General features: G+C 45.5%; 16 protein-coding genes. 5 read left to right on the forward strand and 11 right to left on the reverse strand.

Translation table 11 applies throughout. The features are described 5' to 3' along the window. Positions 1-96 precede the first annotated feature (96 nt). Positions 97-1,191: a DNA-processing protein DprA gene (gene dprA / locus ABD960_RS04445; RefSeq protein ID WP_345329698.1), complete on the forward strand. Its 1,095-nt coding sequence runs from the start codon at positions 97-99 to the stop codon at positions 1,189-1,191. Here the strand turns inward: dprA and ABD960_RS04450 are convergent, their stop codons facing one another. From ABD960_RS04450 to sppA, 7 genes are all read right to left on the reverse strand, one after another. Next, positions 1,192-1,662, reverse strand: a complete 471-nt coding sequence (locus ABD960_RS04450) for a SixA phosphatase family protein (RefSeq protein ID WP_345329699.1) — start codon at positions 1,660-1,662, stop codon at positions 1,192-1,194. Between the two features lie 79 nt (positions 1,663-1,741). Next, positions 1,742-2,707, reverse strand: coding sequence for a glycosyltransferase family 9 protein (locus ABD960_RS04455; RefSeq protein ID WP_345329700.1), 966 nt, complete (start codon positions 2,705-2,707; stop codon positions 1,742-1,744). 2 nt (positions 2,708-2,709) lie between these two features. Further along, entirely contained in the window at positions 2,710-3,222 is a 513-nt protein-coding gene (gene rfaE2 / locus ABD960_RS04460; protein ID WP_345329701.1) for a D-glycero-beta-D-manno-heptose 1-phosphate adenylyltransferase, read from the reverse strand. Positions 3,223-3,234: 12 nt separating this feature from the next. Beyond that, the gene (locus tag ABD960_RS04465; RefSeq protein ID WP_345329702.1) at positions 3,235-3,789 is read right to left on the reverse strand and encodes a D-sedoheptulose 7-phosphate isomerase; all 555 of its coding nucleotides are present in this window, start codon (positions 3,787-3,789) and stop codon (positions 3,235-3,237) included. A 2-nt stretch (positions 3,790-3,791) separates the two neighbouring features. Then, positions 3,792-4,775 (reverse strand): D-glycero-beta-D-manno-heptose-7-phosphate kinase, encoded by a 984-nt coding sequence (rfaE1, locus tag ABD960_RS04470; RefSeq protein ID WP_345329703.1) that lies wholly within the window; start codon positions 4,773-4,775, stop codon positions 3,792-3,794. A gap of 19 nt (positions 4,776-4,794) precedes the next feature. Beyond that, the gene (locus ABD960_RS04475; protein ID WP_345329704.1) at positions 4,795-6,468 is read right to left on the reverse strand and encodes a helix-hairpin-helix domain-containing protein; all 1,674 of its coding nucleotides are present in this window, start codon (positions 6,466-6,468) and stop codon (positions 4,795-4,797) included. A 72-nt stretch (positions 6,469-6,540) separates the two neighbouring features. Further along, entirely contained in the window at positions 6,541-8,331 is a 1,791-nt protein-coding gene (sppA, locus tag ABD960_RS04480; RefSeq protein WP_345329705.1) for a signal peptide peptidase SppA, read from the reverse strand. An 85-nt stretch (positions 8,332-8,416) separates the two neighbouring features. On the opposite strand from sppA, the gene folK reads away from it, so the two are divergent. Then, complete coding sequence (gene folK, locus ABD960_RS04485) at positions 8,417-8,896, forward strand: 2-amino-4-hydroxy-6-hydroxymethyldihydropteridine diphosphokinase (RefSeq protein WP_345329706.1); 480 nt, start codon at positions 8,417-8,419, stop codon at positions 8,894-8,896. 25 nt (positions 8,897-8,921) lie between these two features. Next, positions 8,922-9,290 (forward strand): Hpt domain-containing protein, encoded by a 369-nt coding sequence (locus tag ABD960_RS04490; protein WP_345329707.1) that lies wholly within the window; start codon positions 8,922-8,924, stop codon positions 9,288-9,290. Here the strand turns inward: ABD960_RS04490 and purS are convergent, their stop codons facing one another. The 3 genes from purS to rho form a co-directional block, all read right to left on the reverse strand. Beyond that, positions 9,291-9,545: a phosphoribosylformylglycinamidine synthase subunit PurS gene (gene purS, locus ABD960_RS04495; protein WP_345329708.1), complete on the reverse strand. Its 255-nt coding sequence runs from the start codon at positions 9,543-9,545 to the stop codon at positions 9,291-9,293. It abuts the gene before it with no gap. Then, positions 9,526-10,251 (reverse strand): CDP-alcohol phosphatidyltransferase family protein, encoded by a 726-nt coding sequence (locus ABD960_RS04500; protein ID WP_345329709.1) that lies wholly within the window; start codon positions 10,249-10,251, stop codon positions 9,526-9,528. Before ABD960_RS04500 ends, purS begins: the two co-directional genes overlap by 20 nt. A gap of 80 nt (positions 10,252-10,331) precedes the next feature. Then, positions 10,332-11,963, reverse strand: a complete 1,632-nt coding sequence (gene rho, locus ABD960_RS04505) for a transcription termination factor Rho (RefSeq protein WP_345329710.1) — start codon at positions 11,961-11,963, stop codon at positions 10,332-10,334. A gap of 268 nt (positions 11,964-12,231) precedes the next feature. On the opposite strand from rho, the gene pyrF reads away from it, so the two are divergent. Beyond that, positions 12,232-13,062 carry an orotidine-5'-phosphate decarboxylase gene (pyrF, locus tag ABD960_RS04510; RefSeq protein ID WP_345330078.1) on the forward strand — a complete coding sequence of 277 codons (831 nt, stop codon included), beginning with the start codon at positions 12,232-12,234 and terminating at the stop codon, positions 13,060-13,062. A 193-nt stretch (positions 13,063-13,255) separates the two neighbouring features. Here pyrF and ABD960_RS04515 read toward each other — a convergent pair whose 3' ends face one another. Beyond that, positions 13,256-13,792 carry a pyridoxamine 5'-phosphate oxidase family protein gene (locus ABD960_RS04515; RefSeq protein WP_232176579.1) on the reverse strand — a complete coding sequence of 179 codons (537 nt, stop codon included), beginning with the start codon at positions 13,790-13,792 and terminating at the stop codon, positions 13,256-13,258. Positions 13,793-14,132: 340 nt separating this feature from the next. Between ABD960_RS04515 and ABD960_RS04520 the strand changes: the two genes are divergently transcribed. Continuing rightward, positions 14,133-15,197 (forward strand): glycoside hydrolase family 53 protein, encoded by a 1,065-nt coding sequence (locus tag ABD960_RS04520; RefSeq protein WP_345329711.1) that lies wholly within the window; start codon positions 14,133-14,135, stop codon positions 15,195-15,197. Positions 15,198-15,228: the final 31 nt, after the last annotated feature.

Below are 15,228 nucleotides of genomic sequence, written 5' to 3' on the forward strand. Positions count from 1 at the left end.
ATATGTAGTTTGCAAACTATTTTTATAGTTTATTTTAAATGCTAAAATAGTTAGGACGATTAAGCGCTATTTTTTATTTTCGGTCGATTTAAAACCATGTCGCTACTCCATCAAATTGCCCTTACAAACCTTAAAAACATAGGTGCTACGCTTTCAAAAACCATAGTTGCCTACTTTGGCGATGCCGAAAAGGTGTTTGCCGGTAACGAAAAAAGGTTGATGAAGGTGCCCGGCATCGGCGAGAAAACGGTAGCCGGCTTAAATTTTGCCGAAGCCCTGCGCAAGGCTGAAGCGGAAGCGAAGTTTGTGGAGAAGCATAATATTGATGTGCTTTTATATACCGATCCGCGCTACCCGAAACGGTTGAAAAATTGTCCGGACGCGCCTTTGCTGCTTTATAGCAGGGGCAAGGCCAACCTTAATACCCAACACGTAATCAGCATAGTAGGAACGCGCAACGCTACCGATTACGGTAAGCTGCTTTGTAAACAATTGATAGAAGAGTTGCAGCAGTACAATGTGCTGATAGTAAGCGGGCTTGCCTTGGGTATTGACGTAGCGGCGCATAAGGAGTGCCTGCGTTTAAATGTGCCAACCATAGGCGTGTTAGGGCACGGACACGACCGGCTATACCCCAGCCAGAACAAACAGGTGGCCGAAAAGATGCTTGAGCAGGGCGGCATACTAACCGAATATCCATCAGGCACCCGGCCCGACAGGGAGAAATTCCCGGCGCGTAACCGCATAGTGGCCGGTATGGCCGATGCTACCATTGTGGTTGAAGCCAGCATAAAAGGCGGCGCGCTGATTACCGCGGAAATTGCCAACTCCTATAACCGCGATGTGTATGCCTTTCCCGGCAGGTTGGGTGACGAGTTTTCAGAAGGATGTAACTTTTTGATACGTAACAATAAGGCAGGATTAATTACCTGTATGGCTGATGTGGCTTACAGCCTGGGTTGGGAGAAGAACGACAGCGTTAAACCGAAAGAGCAATTGGCTTTACCTATCGATTTGCCCGATGATGAGCGACTGATTTTAAATATTTTGCGGGAATATAAAACGCTCGCCATTGATGAACTGACCATAAAAACCGGCATGCCCATGAGCCAGCTGGCCATGGCTTTGCTGAATATGGAGATGCAGGGCTTTATTACCTCGCTGCCCGGTAAAGTTTACCGTTTAGGTTGATCAGGGCGCATCGTAAAATAGCAGTTTGCCTGCATCTTCGGTAACTTCGGCCCAACTTTCAATATCCAGTTCAATTAATGCGATTCCTGAAGTATCCATTTGCTGCGGCGAGCCGGTGAGGTAGTACAGTATTTCGCTGATGCCGGGGTTATGTCCAACCAAAGCAACAAAATTGGCGCCGTCAGTAAACCTGCTAACTACTTCAAGCAGTGTTTTAGGTGTGGCATCGTAAATATCTTTATTGGTCTGCGGCTGATGGATAGATAAATGTTCCGTAAAAATATGGGCTGTCCCCATGGTACGTAACGCCGGGCTCGATATCAATAACTGCGGTTTTATGCCTTTGGCCATAACCCGCTCAGCCATCGTAGTGGCTTCGCGAATGCCTTTTGGGGTAAGCGGGCGTTCAAAATCAATATATCCACCCTCGTGGGTAGCTTGCGCGTGGCGTATTAGCAGCAGTTTTTTCATATTTTAAATCAAGATGATTTAATTTCAACTGACGGCGCAAAGTTTTGTTTTTTAAAAATTGGTGGGCAGAATTAGCGGTTTATTTATCGGCGAAATCAACAATAGGCGCTTCGGGCATATCGTTCATGCATTTAAAATGCCCCAGTGGGCATTTGGGCAAGCCAAATTTTGAGCAGGGGCGACAGGAGAGTTCAATCCCGGCCACCAGCGTTTCATCAACCTGGTAGGGTTGTACGCCCAACAATTCCGGCACGGTTCCGCCCCAGATGGAGGCTATCGGTTTGTTAAAAGCCTCGGCAATATGGGTAAGGCCGGTATCAAAACCGATAATACTTTTAGCTTGCGACACCAGGAAAACCGATTCATCAAGCGTAGTTTTGCCACATAAGTTGATGACACGGCTGCCGACATCAGCGCTTATCTCATCCCCATTGGCGGCTACATCATTACCACCCAATAGTACGATGGGCAGGTTAATTTGCTTACAAATATTGGTGATTTTGTAATTCGGCATCCGCTTGGTAAAGTGCGTTGCCCCGATTATAAAGGCCACAAAGCCGTCTTGGTGCGATGCAGGCAGTAAATTCGTTAAGCTGTATTGTCCGTTTATGTAGTAGTTGATAGGCTCCCCATCGTTTACTACGCCTAAAAATGTCACGGTTTCAAGGTAGCGGTCAACCAAATGCGTGTGCGGCACTAAGTCCAATTTGAATTTTAGGCTAAGCCATTTACGTAAACGCTGCTTTTTGTAGGTAGATGCCGGTATGCCGGTACGTAGTTTAATAATGGCGGTGCGCAGGTTGTTGTGCAAATCAATAATATGATCGTACTTTTCGGCTTTTATCTCACGGATGGTTTCGCTCAGCGTATCTTTTAACAACAGTAGCTTATCCAGGTAAGGGTTATTGTTGTAGATGTATTTGAATGCCGGCTTGGTTAAAAAATGGATCTCGGCATTTGGCAATTGCTTTTTGAGGCAGCGTACAACAGGAGTGGTATAAATAATATCGCCCATCGAGCTAAAGCGGATCACCAGTATCTTCATACTTAACCGGCCTTGTTTTGATCTTTTATCCGGTTAATAATAGATGTTGATGAATAGCCTTCAACAAAAGTAATGGTTTTTACCTCGCCGCCATTGGCTATCACTTCCTTAGCGCCTACAATATTTTCAACCGAGTAATCAGCGCCTTTTATCAGTATATCAGGCAGTAAAGTACTGATCAGATCAAGTGGTGTATCCTCCCCGAAAATGATAATGGCATCTATAAAAAACATAGCGGCGAGCAAAGCCGCACGACTGTTTTGATCGTTAATAGGGCGGCTTTCGCCTTTTATGCGCTTTACGGAGCTGTCACTGTTCAGGCCCAGTATCAGTTTATCGCCCGCCTCGGCGGCTTTAGCCAGGTAGGTAATGTGGCCGATGTGCAGCAAATCGAACACGCCATTAGTAAAAACTACCTTTTTGCCTTCGGCCTGCCAGCCCGAAACTAATTGTTTAGCGGTATCAATATCGCGGCATATTTTGTTTACCAGTGTTTTTTCCAGATCAATGCGCATAGATGAATATCGTTAAAAAGCGTTGTCAATGGCCTTGCAAATAATGTGGCCTATCAATATATGCATTTCCTGAATACGGGCGGTAACTTCTGATGGCACGATGATATTCAAATCACACGCACCATTCATTTTACCACCATCGCGACCGGAGAGTCCCAATGTTCTCAGTCCTTTTTGCCTGGCTATAGCGAAGGCCTGCAAAATGCTTTCGCTGTTACCGCTGGTTGATATACCAATAAAAATATCTCCGGGCTGACCGAGGCCTTCCAACTGGCGGGCAAAAACACGGTCGTACCCATAATCGTTACCGATGGCCGTAAGTGCCGATGTATCAACTGTTAAAGCTATGCCGGGTAGCGAAATGCGCTCCTTTACATAACGGCCGGTTAATTCCGCCGCGATGTGCTGGGCATCCCCGGCGCTGCCGCCGTTGCCGGCAAGTATTACTTTTTTGCCATCTTTTAAAACAGAAAGTACGGTTTCGCAGGCCGCGTTAATATCATTTTGTAACGTATCTATAACCTTTTGCAAGGTTTGCTGATGCTCTAATAGTTCTTCAATCACCATAATTATTGGCGTGTAGCAATGTGTTCCTTAATCTGTTCAACTGTAGTGGTTGCACTTCCAATTTCTTTTATAACGATGGCCGCGGCATGGTTACCCAGTTCACAAGCCTCTTCAATATCAAATCCGGATGCCATAAAATAGGCGATGGCAGCCAATACGGTGTCGCCCGCGCCGGTAACGTCAAATACCGACGTTGCCTTTACCGGCAGCAATTTATGGGTTAATTCGCTTAATATCACCATACCTTCTTCGGATAAAGTAACTACCAGGTATTCGGCTTCTGTTTGCGTAAATATGGTTTTGGCAGCCAGCTTAACCTCATCGAGCGTGTTTACACGAGCAGCACGCGCGGCCTCGCCAAGCTCCTTACGGTTTGGTTTTATCATGTATGCGCCGCGGTATTTGGTATAATCCAATCCTTTCGGATCAATAATTACCTTTTTACCTGCCGCATTGGCCAGCGCTATTATACGTTGCGTTAATTCAGGCGAAAACAAACCTTTGCTGTAATCGCTCAGTATTACTATATCCGCTTCGGCAATAAGTGGCTCAAGCTTGGTAATGACCTGATTTTCCAAATCGCCGGTTAGATGATTGGTAACTTCCCTGTCAATACGCAGTAACTGGTGGCTCCCGGCCAAAACGCGGGTTTTCACCGTTGTTGTGCGATCCGGATCTATAACCAGCGCGTCTGTTTGTACACCATCAGCCTCAAGTATTTGGGTGAGTTGCTCCCCATAAATATCATTGCCGATAATACCGCAAACCATAACACCAGCGCCCAGCGAAATCAGGTTTTGTACCACGTTGCCCGCCCCGCCCAATGTGGTGCTCTCGTTTTTTAAGTTTACGATAGGCACCGGCGCCTCCGGCGAGAGGCGGGTAGCGCCGCCGGTTATATAATGGTCAACCATCAGGTCGCCTACTACCAGTATATTGGGTTTACTGCCTGTTTGCTGCAGTTGTGTTATTTTATCGATTAGCATTTGTGTTTCTTAAATAGCATTAACCACGTTTTTGTTTAAAAAACTCCTGTATCTGCTGTAACGATAAAGCATTTAAACATCTTTCTTTAAATAAACCGCCTTTACGTGCCGCATAAACGCCGAACTGCATATCGTTGTGGCCTTCTTTACGGTGCGCATCCGGGTTAATGGATAGCCAAACGCCTTTATCCAGCGCGTATTGTTGCCAGCGCCAATCAAGGTCAAGCCGCAGCGGGTTGGCATTTATCTCGATCACCACCTTATTAGCCGCGCAGGCATCTATCACTTTTTTATGATCTATCTGGTAACCGTTACGGCTAAGCAGCAACCTGCCGGTAGGGTGCCCCAGTATGGAGGTGTACGGGTTTTCAATTGCTTTGATTAGGCGGGTTGTAGCCTTATCAATATCCATTTTCAGGTTGGCGTGTATTGATGCTACTATGAAATCAAACTTTTGCAAAATCTCTTCCGGGTAATCCAGTGATCCATCGCTTAAAATGTCCGACTCGATACCTTTAAATATATAAAAACCATCGATTTTTTTATTCAGATGGTCTACTTCCTCATGCTGCTGCAGCACCCGTTCAATGCTCAGGCCTTTGGCATATACCGCGGTACGACTATGATCGCACATGCCCAGGTATTCCAGTTTCAACTCATCACGGCAGTATAAAGCCATTTCCTCAATGGTATGCACACCGTCGCTCCAGGTGCTATGGTTATGCAGCGATCCGTTCAGGTCGGCGAAGGTGATCAGCTTAGGCAGGTTATTGTGGGCGGCTTTTTCTATGTAAGTATCGCCTTCGCGCAGTTCAGGCTGAATCCATTCCAGGCCAGCTTTTTTGTAGATCATCTCCTCGCTTACAGGCTGCAGCAACGGCTCCGGCAAACGGCGGAGTACCGCCTCTACATGTTCGTCGCTCCCGGTATTTAAAAACAGCGTTTTATAATATTCGTCTTTGCTAACGCAAACTATATCAACCAGTAGGCCGTTTTCCAGCTCGCCGGTTACGTGGTTGTCTATTACTTTTATTGAGGTTAACAGGTTTGATTGCTCCAGCGTGGTAAGCGCAACATGTGCATCATTGGTGCCGATAACGATATTCAGTTCGGTGATGATCTCGCTGTATCGCCTGAACTCGCCGGCTATATGTTTAAGCGCTTCCGGAAAGATAGCTTTGATTTGATCAAAAAATTCCAAGGCTTCCTGCTCCACCTGTGCGTACAGGAATTTGCCGTTGCTGGCCATGCGGAACTCAATCGCCTTAATAATTTCGGCCTGGGTTTTAGCACCGAAGCCTTTCAGCTCAATCAGGCGGTTCTCGTTACAGGCATACAGCAGTTCGCCGGTGTTTTCAATGCCCATTTTGCGCCAGATTACACCCACTTTTTTAGGGCCGATGCCTTTGATGCCCATCATCTCCATTACCCCCTCCGGCGTTTTTTCAATAAGCGCCTGCAGCTCTTTAATAGTGCCGGTTTGCAGCAGTTCGGTGATTTTACCGGCGGTACTTTTGCCGATGCCGTCAACATTTTCCAGTTCGGCCGGTGTTTTATCAGCTACCTTAAAAGGCAGCTTGTCAACCTTAAAGGATGCATTGGCTATGGTGCGTATTTTGAAACTGTTTTCCTCGTGCAGCTCCATCAGTTGCGATAGCAGGCGCAGGGTACGGGCAATAGGTTTGTTTTCCATGCAGAAATTTCGGCTGTAAAAATACAAAAGCCGCCCTGTAACAAGGCGGCTTCTTATAAAATTGTTTGCTATTTATTTTATAACCACGTTAAACGGCAGGCGGGCCTGCGGAACACGCATAATACTCTTTACCTGTTTAATTTGCTCGTAGTAGCGGTAGTCATCCCCAAGTTCTGACATCAGCAACCTGGTTTTTATTTGTGCACTGAACGTAGCACCCAGGCTTTTGAAAGGGCTGTCCTGCTCAGGGTATTCAACTACCTTATAATTTTTGACGTCGGCTTTTTTGGCTGCGGCCTTCACGGCATCTTCAATATTGCCCAAGCGGTCAACCAAACCAATTTTTAAGGCTTGCTTACCCGTCCATACACGGCCCTGGCCAATGCTGTCAATATAACGTTGCGATTTTTTACGGCCTTTAGCCACTACGCCGGTAAATACATCATAACCATGGTTAACCTGGTTTTGCAAAATGGCGCGCTCGGCAGGAGTAAGCGGGCGCGAAATATCACCCAGATCGGCGTATTTGCTGGTTTTAACATTGTCAAAAGTTACACCCAGTTTATCGTTAAAGAATTTTTGCATGTTAGGCAGCACTGCGAATATGCCTATTGAACCGGTAATGGTGTTCGGCTCCGCGAAAATGGAATCGGCCGCGCATGAAATATAGTAACCGCCCGAAGCGGCCACATCGCCCATTGATACCATAATTGGTTTTACCTTTTTGGTAAGGGCTACTTCACGCCAGATAACATCCGATGCCAGTGAGCTGCCGCCCGGTGAGTTTACACGTAATACAACTGCTTTCACTTTATCGTCCTCACGTGCTTCGCGTAATGCTTTTGATAGTCTGTCAGATCCAATGGTGTTATCATTGCCGTCGCCGCCGGTTATTTCGCCCGAGGCATAGATCATGGCGATGCGGTTGCGTGATGAACCTGAGTTTTCTTCTTCCTTATCAGCGCCACCATTGGTAGGGGCACTATCGTATTCAGTAATATTAACCGCGTTTAAATCATCTTTCAGATCGGTTTTGGTGCGTTTCTTCAGTTCAGCCAAAACTTCGTCCTTATATTTCAGGCCATCAACCAGTTTCAGGCGCAAGGCATCTTCAGGGTAACGCACCGTCATGTTATCTGCATAATTAAACAGCGAGTCGCGGTTGATTTTTCTGCTTTTGCTGATGCCGTCGAGAAAATGCCCGAACATGGAGTTAAGGTATGATGTTACCTGCAAGCGGTTAGCATCGCTCATTTTGGTTAGTAAAAATGGCTCAACAGCGCTTTTGTAGGTACCAACTTTAATCACCTGTGCTTCTATGCCCAGTTTATCAAGCGCGCCTTTTAAAAAGGTAACTTCTGAATTAAAACCGCTTAACTCAAAAAAACCTTGCGGATTAAGGTAAACTTTATCGGCAACGGATGCCAGGTAGTAAAATGATTGCGTGTAAACTTCGCCGTAGGCGATGATGAACTTACCGGACTTTTTAAAGTCGATCAGGGCATTGCGTATCTCCTCGGTAGTTGCCTGGCCCGATGCAAGGTAACTCTCGTTAAGATAGATGCCTTTTATATTTTCATCTGTCTTAGCCTTTTTAATATTAGCCAGTATATCGTTAAGGCCCAGGTTTTTTTCCTCAAAGCCTAAAAATTCAAGTTCGGCAAGCGGGTTATAGGGCGTTCGTTCGTTTATGGGCTTCCTGAATTCGAGTGTAAGAATGGAGTTGGCTTCGACCGTGGTTGATTTTTCGGAAGCTGACGACAGCACGCCGGCAAAAATAAATACCGATAGCACACCTAATATTATAGTAGCAGCAAAAATACCAACCACCGTAGCGAGTACAAATTTGAAGAATTGTTTCATTAAATACGCTTAATCTTTTTATCTATGCAAACTTAATAATTCGGTGCATATAACAGTAAGAGCTACCGGGTTATAATTTGTTACAATGGCAGAGGTATTTTTATTGTTGGGGAGTAACCTTGGCGACCGCCAATCACTTTTGGCGAGGGCCATCGGGTTTGTAGCACAGCAGACGGGTACTGTAATAGCTGAATCGGCCGTTTATGAAACACAATCATGGGGCAAAACAGACGAGCCGGATTATCTGAACCAGGTAATTCAACTACGAACTGAACTTGAACCCGAAGCTCTGCTGGATATTTTGCTGGAAATAGAACAGCAAATGGGGCGGGAGCGGCGGGAGCGCTGGGGCGCGCGGGTTATTGATATAGATATTTTGTTTTATGATGACCGTGTTATCAATACTCTGCAACTGCAAATTCCGCATCCGCGATTACACGAAAGGCGCTTCACCCTTGAGCCACTTGCCGAAATTGTGCCATACTTAAAACATCCGGTTTTAAAAAAGGATAATTTGCAGTTACTAAATGAGCTGCAGGATAACTTGATTGTTAAAAAATTATAGCTTTGTAAATTATAATTCCAATTGTATGCCAGTTAACCAGGACCTTGACCTTTCTTTTCTGTACGAAATTGCCGACGGCAGTGATGAGTTTATTGTAGAATCTATCGGTATGTTTTTACAGCAAACGCCTGATTTGCTGCAAAACATCAGTGTTGCCATATCAGCGGCTGATTGGCCGAACGCGGCAAGCGCCGCCCATAAACTAAAGCCCAACCTTGGTTTTTTTGGAATGCTTAACAGCCAGGCTTTATTGCAGGATATTGAACTGCAATGCAAAACAGGCTCGCCTGATGCTGCCGATGTAGTGCAAAAGTTTAAAATCGTTAATGATAACTTAACGGTTAACCTTGCCGAACTTGAAAGGGTAAAACAGGAAAAAGAAGCCGGGCTGTAATTAAGCCTGGTGCAGTGTGAACGAGTAGCTTTCCATAATCAGGTTAGCCAGCAGGTTTTTACAAGCCTCGTCAACCTTGGCGGTAGCAGCAGCTTCGCTTTCAGCCTCAATCTCTAATGTAATGTGTTTGCCAATGCGCACGTTTTGAATTTCGGAAAGCCCAAGGTTTTTCATGCTGCCGGTTACGGCTTTACCCTGAGGGTCCAATATTTCTTTTTTTGGCATTACATCGATCTCAGCCTGAAACTTTATCATTTGCTAATTTGAATTGAATTAATGATAGGGTGATATAAAATATGATAACCACCGGAACAGCGGCAAATTTAAAAAATAGTATCAATATTGCCGAGAGCAGCAGCAGTAAATAGCGATAAATATTCTTATTAAAGTCGCGATTCTTGAATTTTAACGACATCAGCGGCAGCTCGGCAACAAGCAACGCGCACATAATCAACACAAAAACGGTTAAAATATACGGGTTGAAAAGTATCTTGCCAACATCCGGTATTTGCTGTAAAATAAGCGGAAAAGAGGCGATCAGTATGGCGTTGGCCGGTGTTGGCAAGCCTATAAAGCTTTCGGCCTGGCGCGTATCGTTGTTAAATTTGGCCAGGCGTAAGGCCGAAAATACAGGAATCAGGAAGGCTACAAATGGCAAATATTCGCTCACCACACCTAGTTGTGGGCCCTGCTGGTAAAATTCATATAAAATTACAGAAGGCAGCACACCAAAACTTACCATATCGGCCAGCGAATCCAGATCCTTGCCTATACCCGAGTAGGATTGTAACACCCTCGAGGCAAGGCCGTCAAAAAAATCAAATATCGCTGAAAGGAAAATAGCGTACGACGCAAAAATCAGATAGTCAGACGTAAACGTTAACACGATGCCTATACAGCCGCTGAACAGGTTAGCACAGGTAATAAAATTCGGAAGGTGTTTTCTGACGCGTTTCTTCATTTCAAGCCATGAAGGTATCAATAAAAGCGAAGTTACAAGTTAAATTTCGCTAACTTATAAACTTCGCAATTATTAAATTATTATGAATTCATCGAGATCAGGAATTCTTCGTTGGTTTTTGTGCCTCTTATCTGGCTTTGCAAAAACTCCATTGATTCCTGCGAATTCATGTCGGCAAGGTGATTACGCAATATCCATATACGCTGCAATGCGTCGCGGTCAAGCAACAGATCATCGCGGCGGGTACTTGATGCGGTAATATCAATAGCCGGGAATATACGTTTGTTAGATAGCTTACGATCCAGCTGAAGTTCCATGTTACCGGTACCCTTGAACTCTTCAAAAATAACCTCGTCCATTTTTGAGCCGGTTTCGGTAAGTGCTGTAGCGATGATGGTTAATGAGCCGCCATCCTCAATGTTACGGGCCGCGCCAAAAAAGCGTTTTGGCTTGTGCAGCGCGTTTGCATCCACACCACCCGAAAGTATTTTACCAGATGCCGGGGCAACGGTGTTGTAGGCACGGGCAAGGCGGGTTATTGAGTCAAGCAGGATCACCACGTCGTGTCCGCACTCAACCATACGCTTAGCTTTCTCTAATACAATGTTTGCAATTTTTACGTGTCTTTCGGCAGGCTCATCAAAGGTTGATGATACTACCTCGGCACGTACGCTGCGCGCCATATCAGTAACCTCCTCCGGGCGTTCGTCAATCAGTAAAATGATCAGATATACCTCGGGGTGGTTTTTGGCGATGGCGTTGGCAACATCCTTTAATAACATGGTTTTACCCGTTTTAGGTTGCGCTACAATTAGCCCACGCTGACCTTTACCTATTGGCGAGAACAGGTCCATTATACGGGTAGAATAGTTGCCCGGGTCAGTAAACAGGTTCAGCCTTTCTGAAGGGAACAATGGCGTAAGGTGATCAAAGGGAACGCGGTCGCGCACTTCAGCCGGTACACGGCCATTGATGGCCTCAACACGTACCAGCGGGAAGTATTTTTCACCTTCTTTAGGCGGGCGTATGCTGCCGCGAACGGTATCGCCGGTTTTTAAGCCAAACAGCTTTATTTGCGACTGTGATACGTAAATATCATCAGGCGAGGTTAAGTAGTTGTAGTCTGATGAGCGAAGGAAACCATAACCATCAGGCATAATCTCCAGCACACCTTCGTTGATGATGACATTGTCAAAATCAAGGTTGATGGCTTCCTGTTGTTTTTGCTGATTAGGGTTAATGCGGCGCTCAAATTTTTGCGGGCGTTGCTCGGCAGGGGCTTCTTGTCTGGCAACGGGCGCTGCTTCAGCCTGTACCGGTGTAACTGCTTCAACCGGTGCTTCCTCAACCTGTTCAATAGCCGGAGTTTCATCCTCGGCGGCATCAAATAAATTGGTATCATTAAGTGGTACCTGTGGCTTGCGGGCGGGCTGTGGGGTAGCTGTTTTTACGCTTCGGGTTCTTTTACGCGGTTTGTCGTCAGCGTCGGCAGTGTCAGCCTGTGGCGTAGCTGCAGGCTGTGTTTTTTCGGCATAGTTTTGTTCAACTATGCTTTGTTGGGCTTTGGCAACTTCAATTAGTTGCTGCTGCTCCTTTATGCGGGTAATAAGCTGGGCTTTCCGCAGTTCGTCGGCCTCGGCTATACCTAAACTTTTAGCAATCTCACGCAACTCTGACACGAGTTTATCGTTCAATTCAATCTTATCGGACATGATTTGGATTATAGTTCAAAAGAATTATTTTGTTTGACAGGTTTATCCCCGTATTCCATACGCAGCACTTCGTAACATCATGCAACTGTTATAAATAAATAACCCGGAATTTAAATTGTTTCTTTAGTGCAAGAAAAATTCAAAGAGGAAAACACTGCAATGTTACTTAAATATTTTCAAATAGCAAACTATCAAAAATATTTATAGTACATAAGGCTAACAGTACAACTAATTTTTAGTTTTTTTGACCCTCAAATTATTTTGCATGATTTCGAGACAACAGCTTATTGAACAGATTAAATTAAAACGCAGCTTTTTATGCGTGGGCCTGGATACCGATATAAACAAGATACCCGACTTTTTAAAGCAATATCCCGACCCAATATTTGAATTCAATAAGCGCATAATTGATGCCACTAAGGACCTTTGTATAGCCTATAAACCCAATGCCGCTTTTTACGAAAGCCGTGGCGTAAAAGGCCTGCAAGGCCTGGTTGATACCTATAGTTACATACCTAAGGATATACTCAGCATTATTGACGCCAAGCGTGGCGATATCGGCAATACATCTGACATGTATGCCCGGGCCTTTTTTGATGAAGCCGAAACCGGAATGGGCTTTGACGCCATCACCGTAACCCCTTATATGGGTAACGACAGTGTGACGCCGTATTTAAAGTATGATGGTAAATGGATCATCCTGCTGGCGTTAACATCATCTGTAGGAAGTAAGGATTTTCAATACCTGGAAACGCCCGACGGCCACCTGTTTGCAACCGTAATTAAAAAAGCCAATACCTGGGCCGGTGCCGACAGGCTGATGTTTGTTGTAGGCGCTACCAAGAGCACCGAATTTACCAGCATCCGCAAATACGCGCCCGACAATTTTTTATTGGTGCCCGGGGTAGGGGCGCAGGGTGGCAGTTTAGAAGACGTGTGCCAATACGGTATCACTCCGGATTGTGGCCTGATCGTAAACGCGTCGCGATCTATCATCTACGCCTCCAACGGTGAAGATTTTGTCGAAGCGGCTCGCGAGGAAGCGAAAAAGCTTCAAAAAGCGATGGAAGTGGAGCTGGAAAAGGCGGGGATTATTTAGACTGCGGAGTTCGGAAGTTAGATTGCGGAATTTGATCAATCACCTAACGTTTTGTCATTTCGATCGAGGTACGAGGAGAAAACTGTCGCTTTACAATTTGCGGACAGATTTCTCGCTATCGCTCGAAATGACAGTATTTATGGTATGATTAATCGAAAATTCCGAAATCAAACGTCCGAAATCCGAAATCAATTTACGCTTTCAGATCGCCTTCTATCGAATCATCAATAGTAGTGCCCATAATAGCGCCCGCAATTTGTTTAACAAAGGCGATGGCGTTGCCGTGTTTATTGTCCCAGTAGTGGCCTTGCGTTGGCGTTACCTTGATGATGCTGATGCGCGGATCGCTTTTGCCCTCGGTAAACCAAACTTTAAGAACCGGATCCCACAGTTCATCAATTTTGCTTTTATCTTCGCTGATCTCGGCTATGCCATACACGTTTAAAAAGCCGGAGTACGATGACCCCTGGAATAACAACTGCACAAACGGATCGGCGGCAATCTCTTCGTTCTTGTGGCTGTCGTTGGCGCTTAAAAACCACATGTCGCCATTATCGTCAATTTTTTGCGGCGACATAGGGCGGGTTGAAAAAGGCAGTCCTGTTTTTATATTGCTACAAAAAAAGCAGGTGTCGGCCTTTTCGGCTAATTGCTTAAGCTTTTTCCAGGCTTCGTTGCCTTCCAGGTTCTCAATGTTATCTTCGGGCTGATTGGCGTTAATGCTGTCCATGGTGTAAAATGTTTTTCTGGTTAATAATGTTTCATAACAACCCATCTCGACACCTAATTGTTTAACCTAATTGTGCGTCAGATAATTTATCTGTTTGAAAATAAGCTGAAAAGAACAAAATAAAAGCTGTTTTGAAATAACGCCTGCTACCCCGCTCTACTTTAATTTGTTGCTGATTATAAACCAATCAGCATTTTTTTTCCAGGCCATTCAGCATTTGCAGTATCCGGCAATATCGATATAAAAGCGGCCGCTATTATCGTGTAGCGTACCTGTATGCGGTTGAAGCTTGTGTAAAATGATGCCTTACATCAATTTACTAACCTAAAAATTCAATTTAATGAGAACAGTAGTTGTACTGGCACTTTTAAGTGCGCTAACCTTTTTTTCGGCGTGTAAAAAATCAGCAGAGGTAAAAAGCACCGCCCAGCCAGCCGAAACTACCGGCGGCGGTTTAAAAACTACTGCGGCACCAACTTTTGCTTACGGGGCCGACATTAGCTGGATAACCGAACAGGAGGCATCCGGCAAAAAGTTTTACAATAGCAGCGGCACCCAGCAGGATATTTTTACGGTGATAAAAAGTAAGGGCATAAACGCCGTAAGGTTCAGGGTATGGGTAAATCCGTCAAATACCTATAACTCAACAGCCGATGTTATTGCCAAGTGCAAGCGTGCCAAGGCTGCGGGTTTAAGCATCATGATCGATTTTCATTACAGCGATACCTGGGCCGATCCCGGTAATCAAACCAAACCATCCTCCTGGGCGAGCCAGGATTTTACCACGCTGATGTCGACCGTTTACAATTACACTTACAACACGCTTAATACTATCAAGTCAAACGGTATTACGCCTGATTACGTGCAGGTTGGTAACGAAACCAGCGACGGTATGCTGTGGCCTGATGGCAGGGCATCGCTATCTGCCACCAACTTTAAAAATTTTGCCTGGCTAATCAATTGCGGTTATGATGCCACTAAGGCTATCTTCCCATCGGCCAAGGTGATTGTGCATGTGGCCAACGGGTTTAACAACACTACAACCCGCTGGATATTTGACGGCATAAAGGCTAACGGGGGCAAATGGGACATATGCGGTTTTTCGGTATACCCCTCAACAAGCGGCTGGCAAACCACCAATAACCAGGTGCTGGCCAACATGAAAGATATGGTGAGCCGTTACGGCAAGCAAGTGATGATCTGCGAAGCCGGGATGGATGTTTCGGCGGCATCAACCTGTAAATCATTCCTTACAGACCTGATCGCCAAAACCAAGTCAGTTTCGGGTGGATTGGGTGTATATTACTGGGAGCCGCAAGCCTACGCAAGCTGGAAAGGCTACAACATGGGCGCGTTCGATAGCAGCGGCAAGCCTACCGTAGCCATGGACGCCTTTATACATTAATTGATTAAACCTGTGCAGGCGGGACGGTTGT

The sequence above is a fragment of the Mucilaginibacter defluvii genome, assembly GCF_039543225.1.
Taxonomy (GTDB): domain Bacteria; phylum Bacteroidota; class Bacteroidia; order Sphingobacteriales; family Sphingobacteriaceae; genus Mucilaginibacter; species Mucilaginibacter defluvii.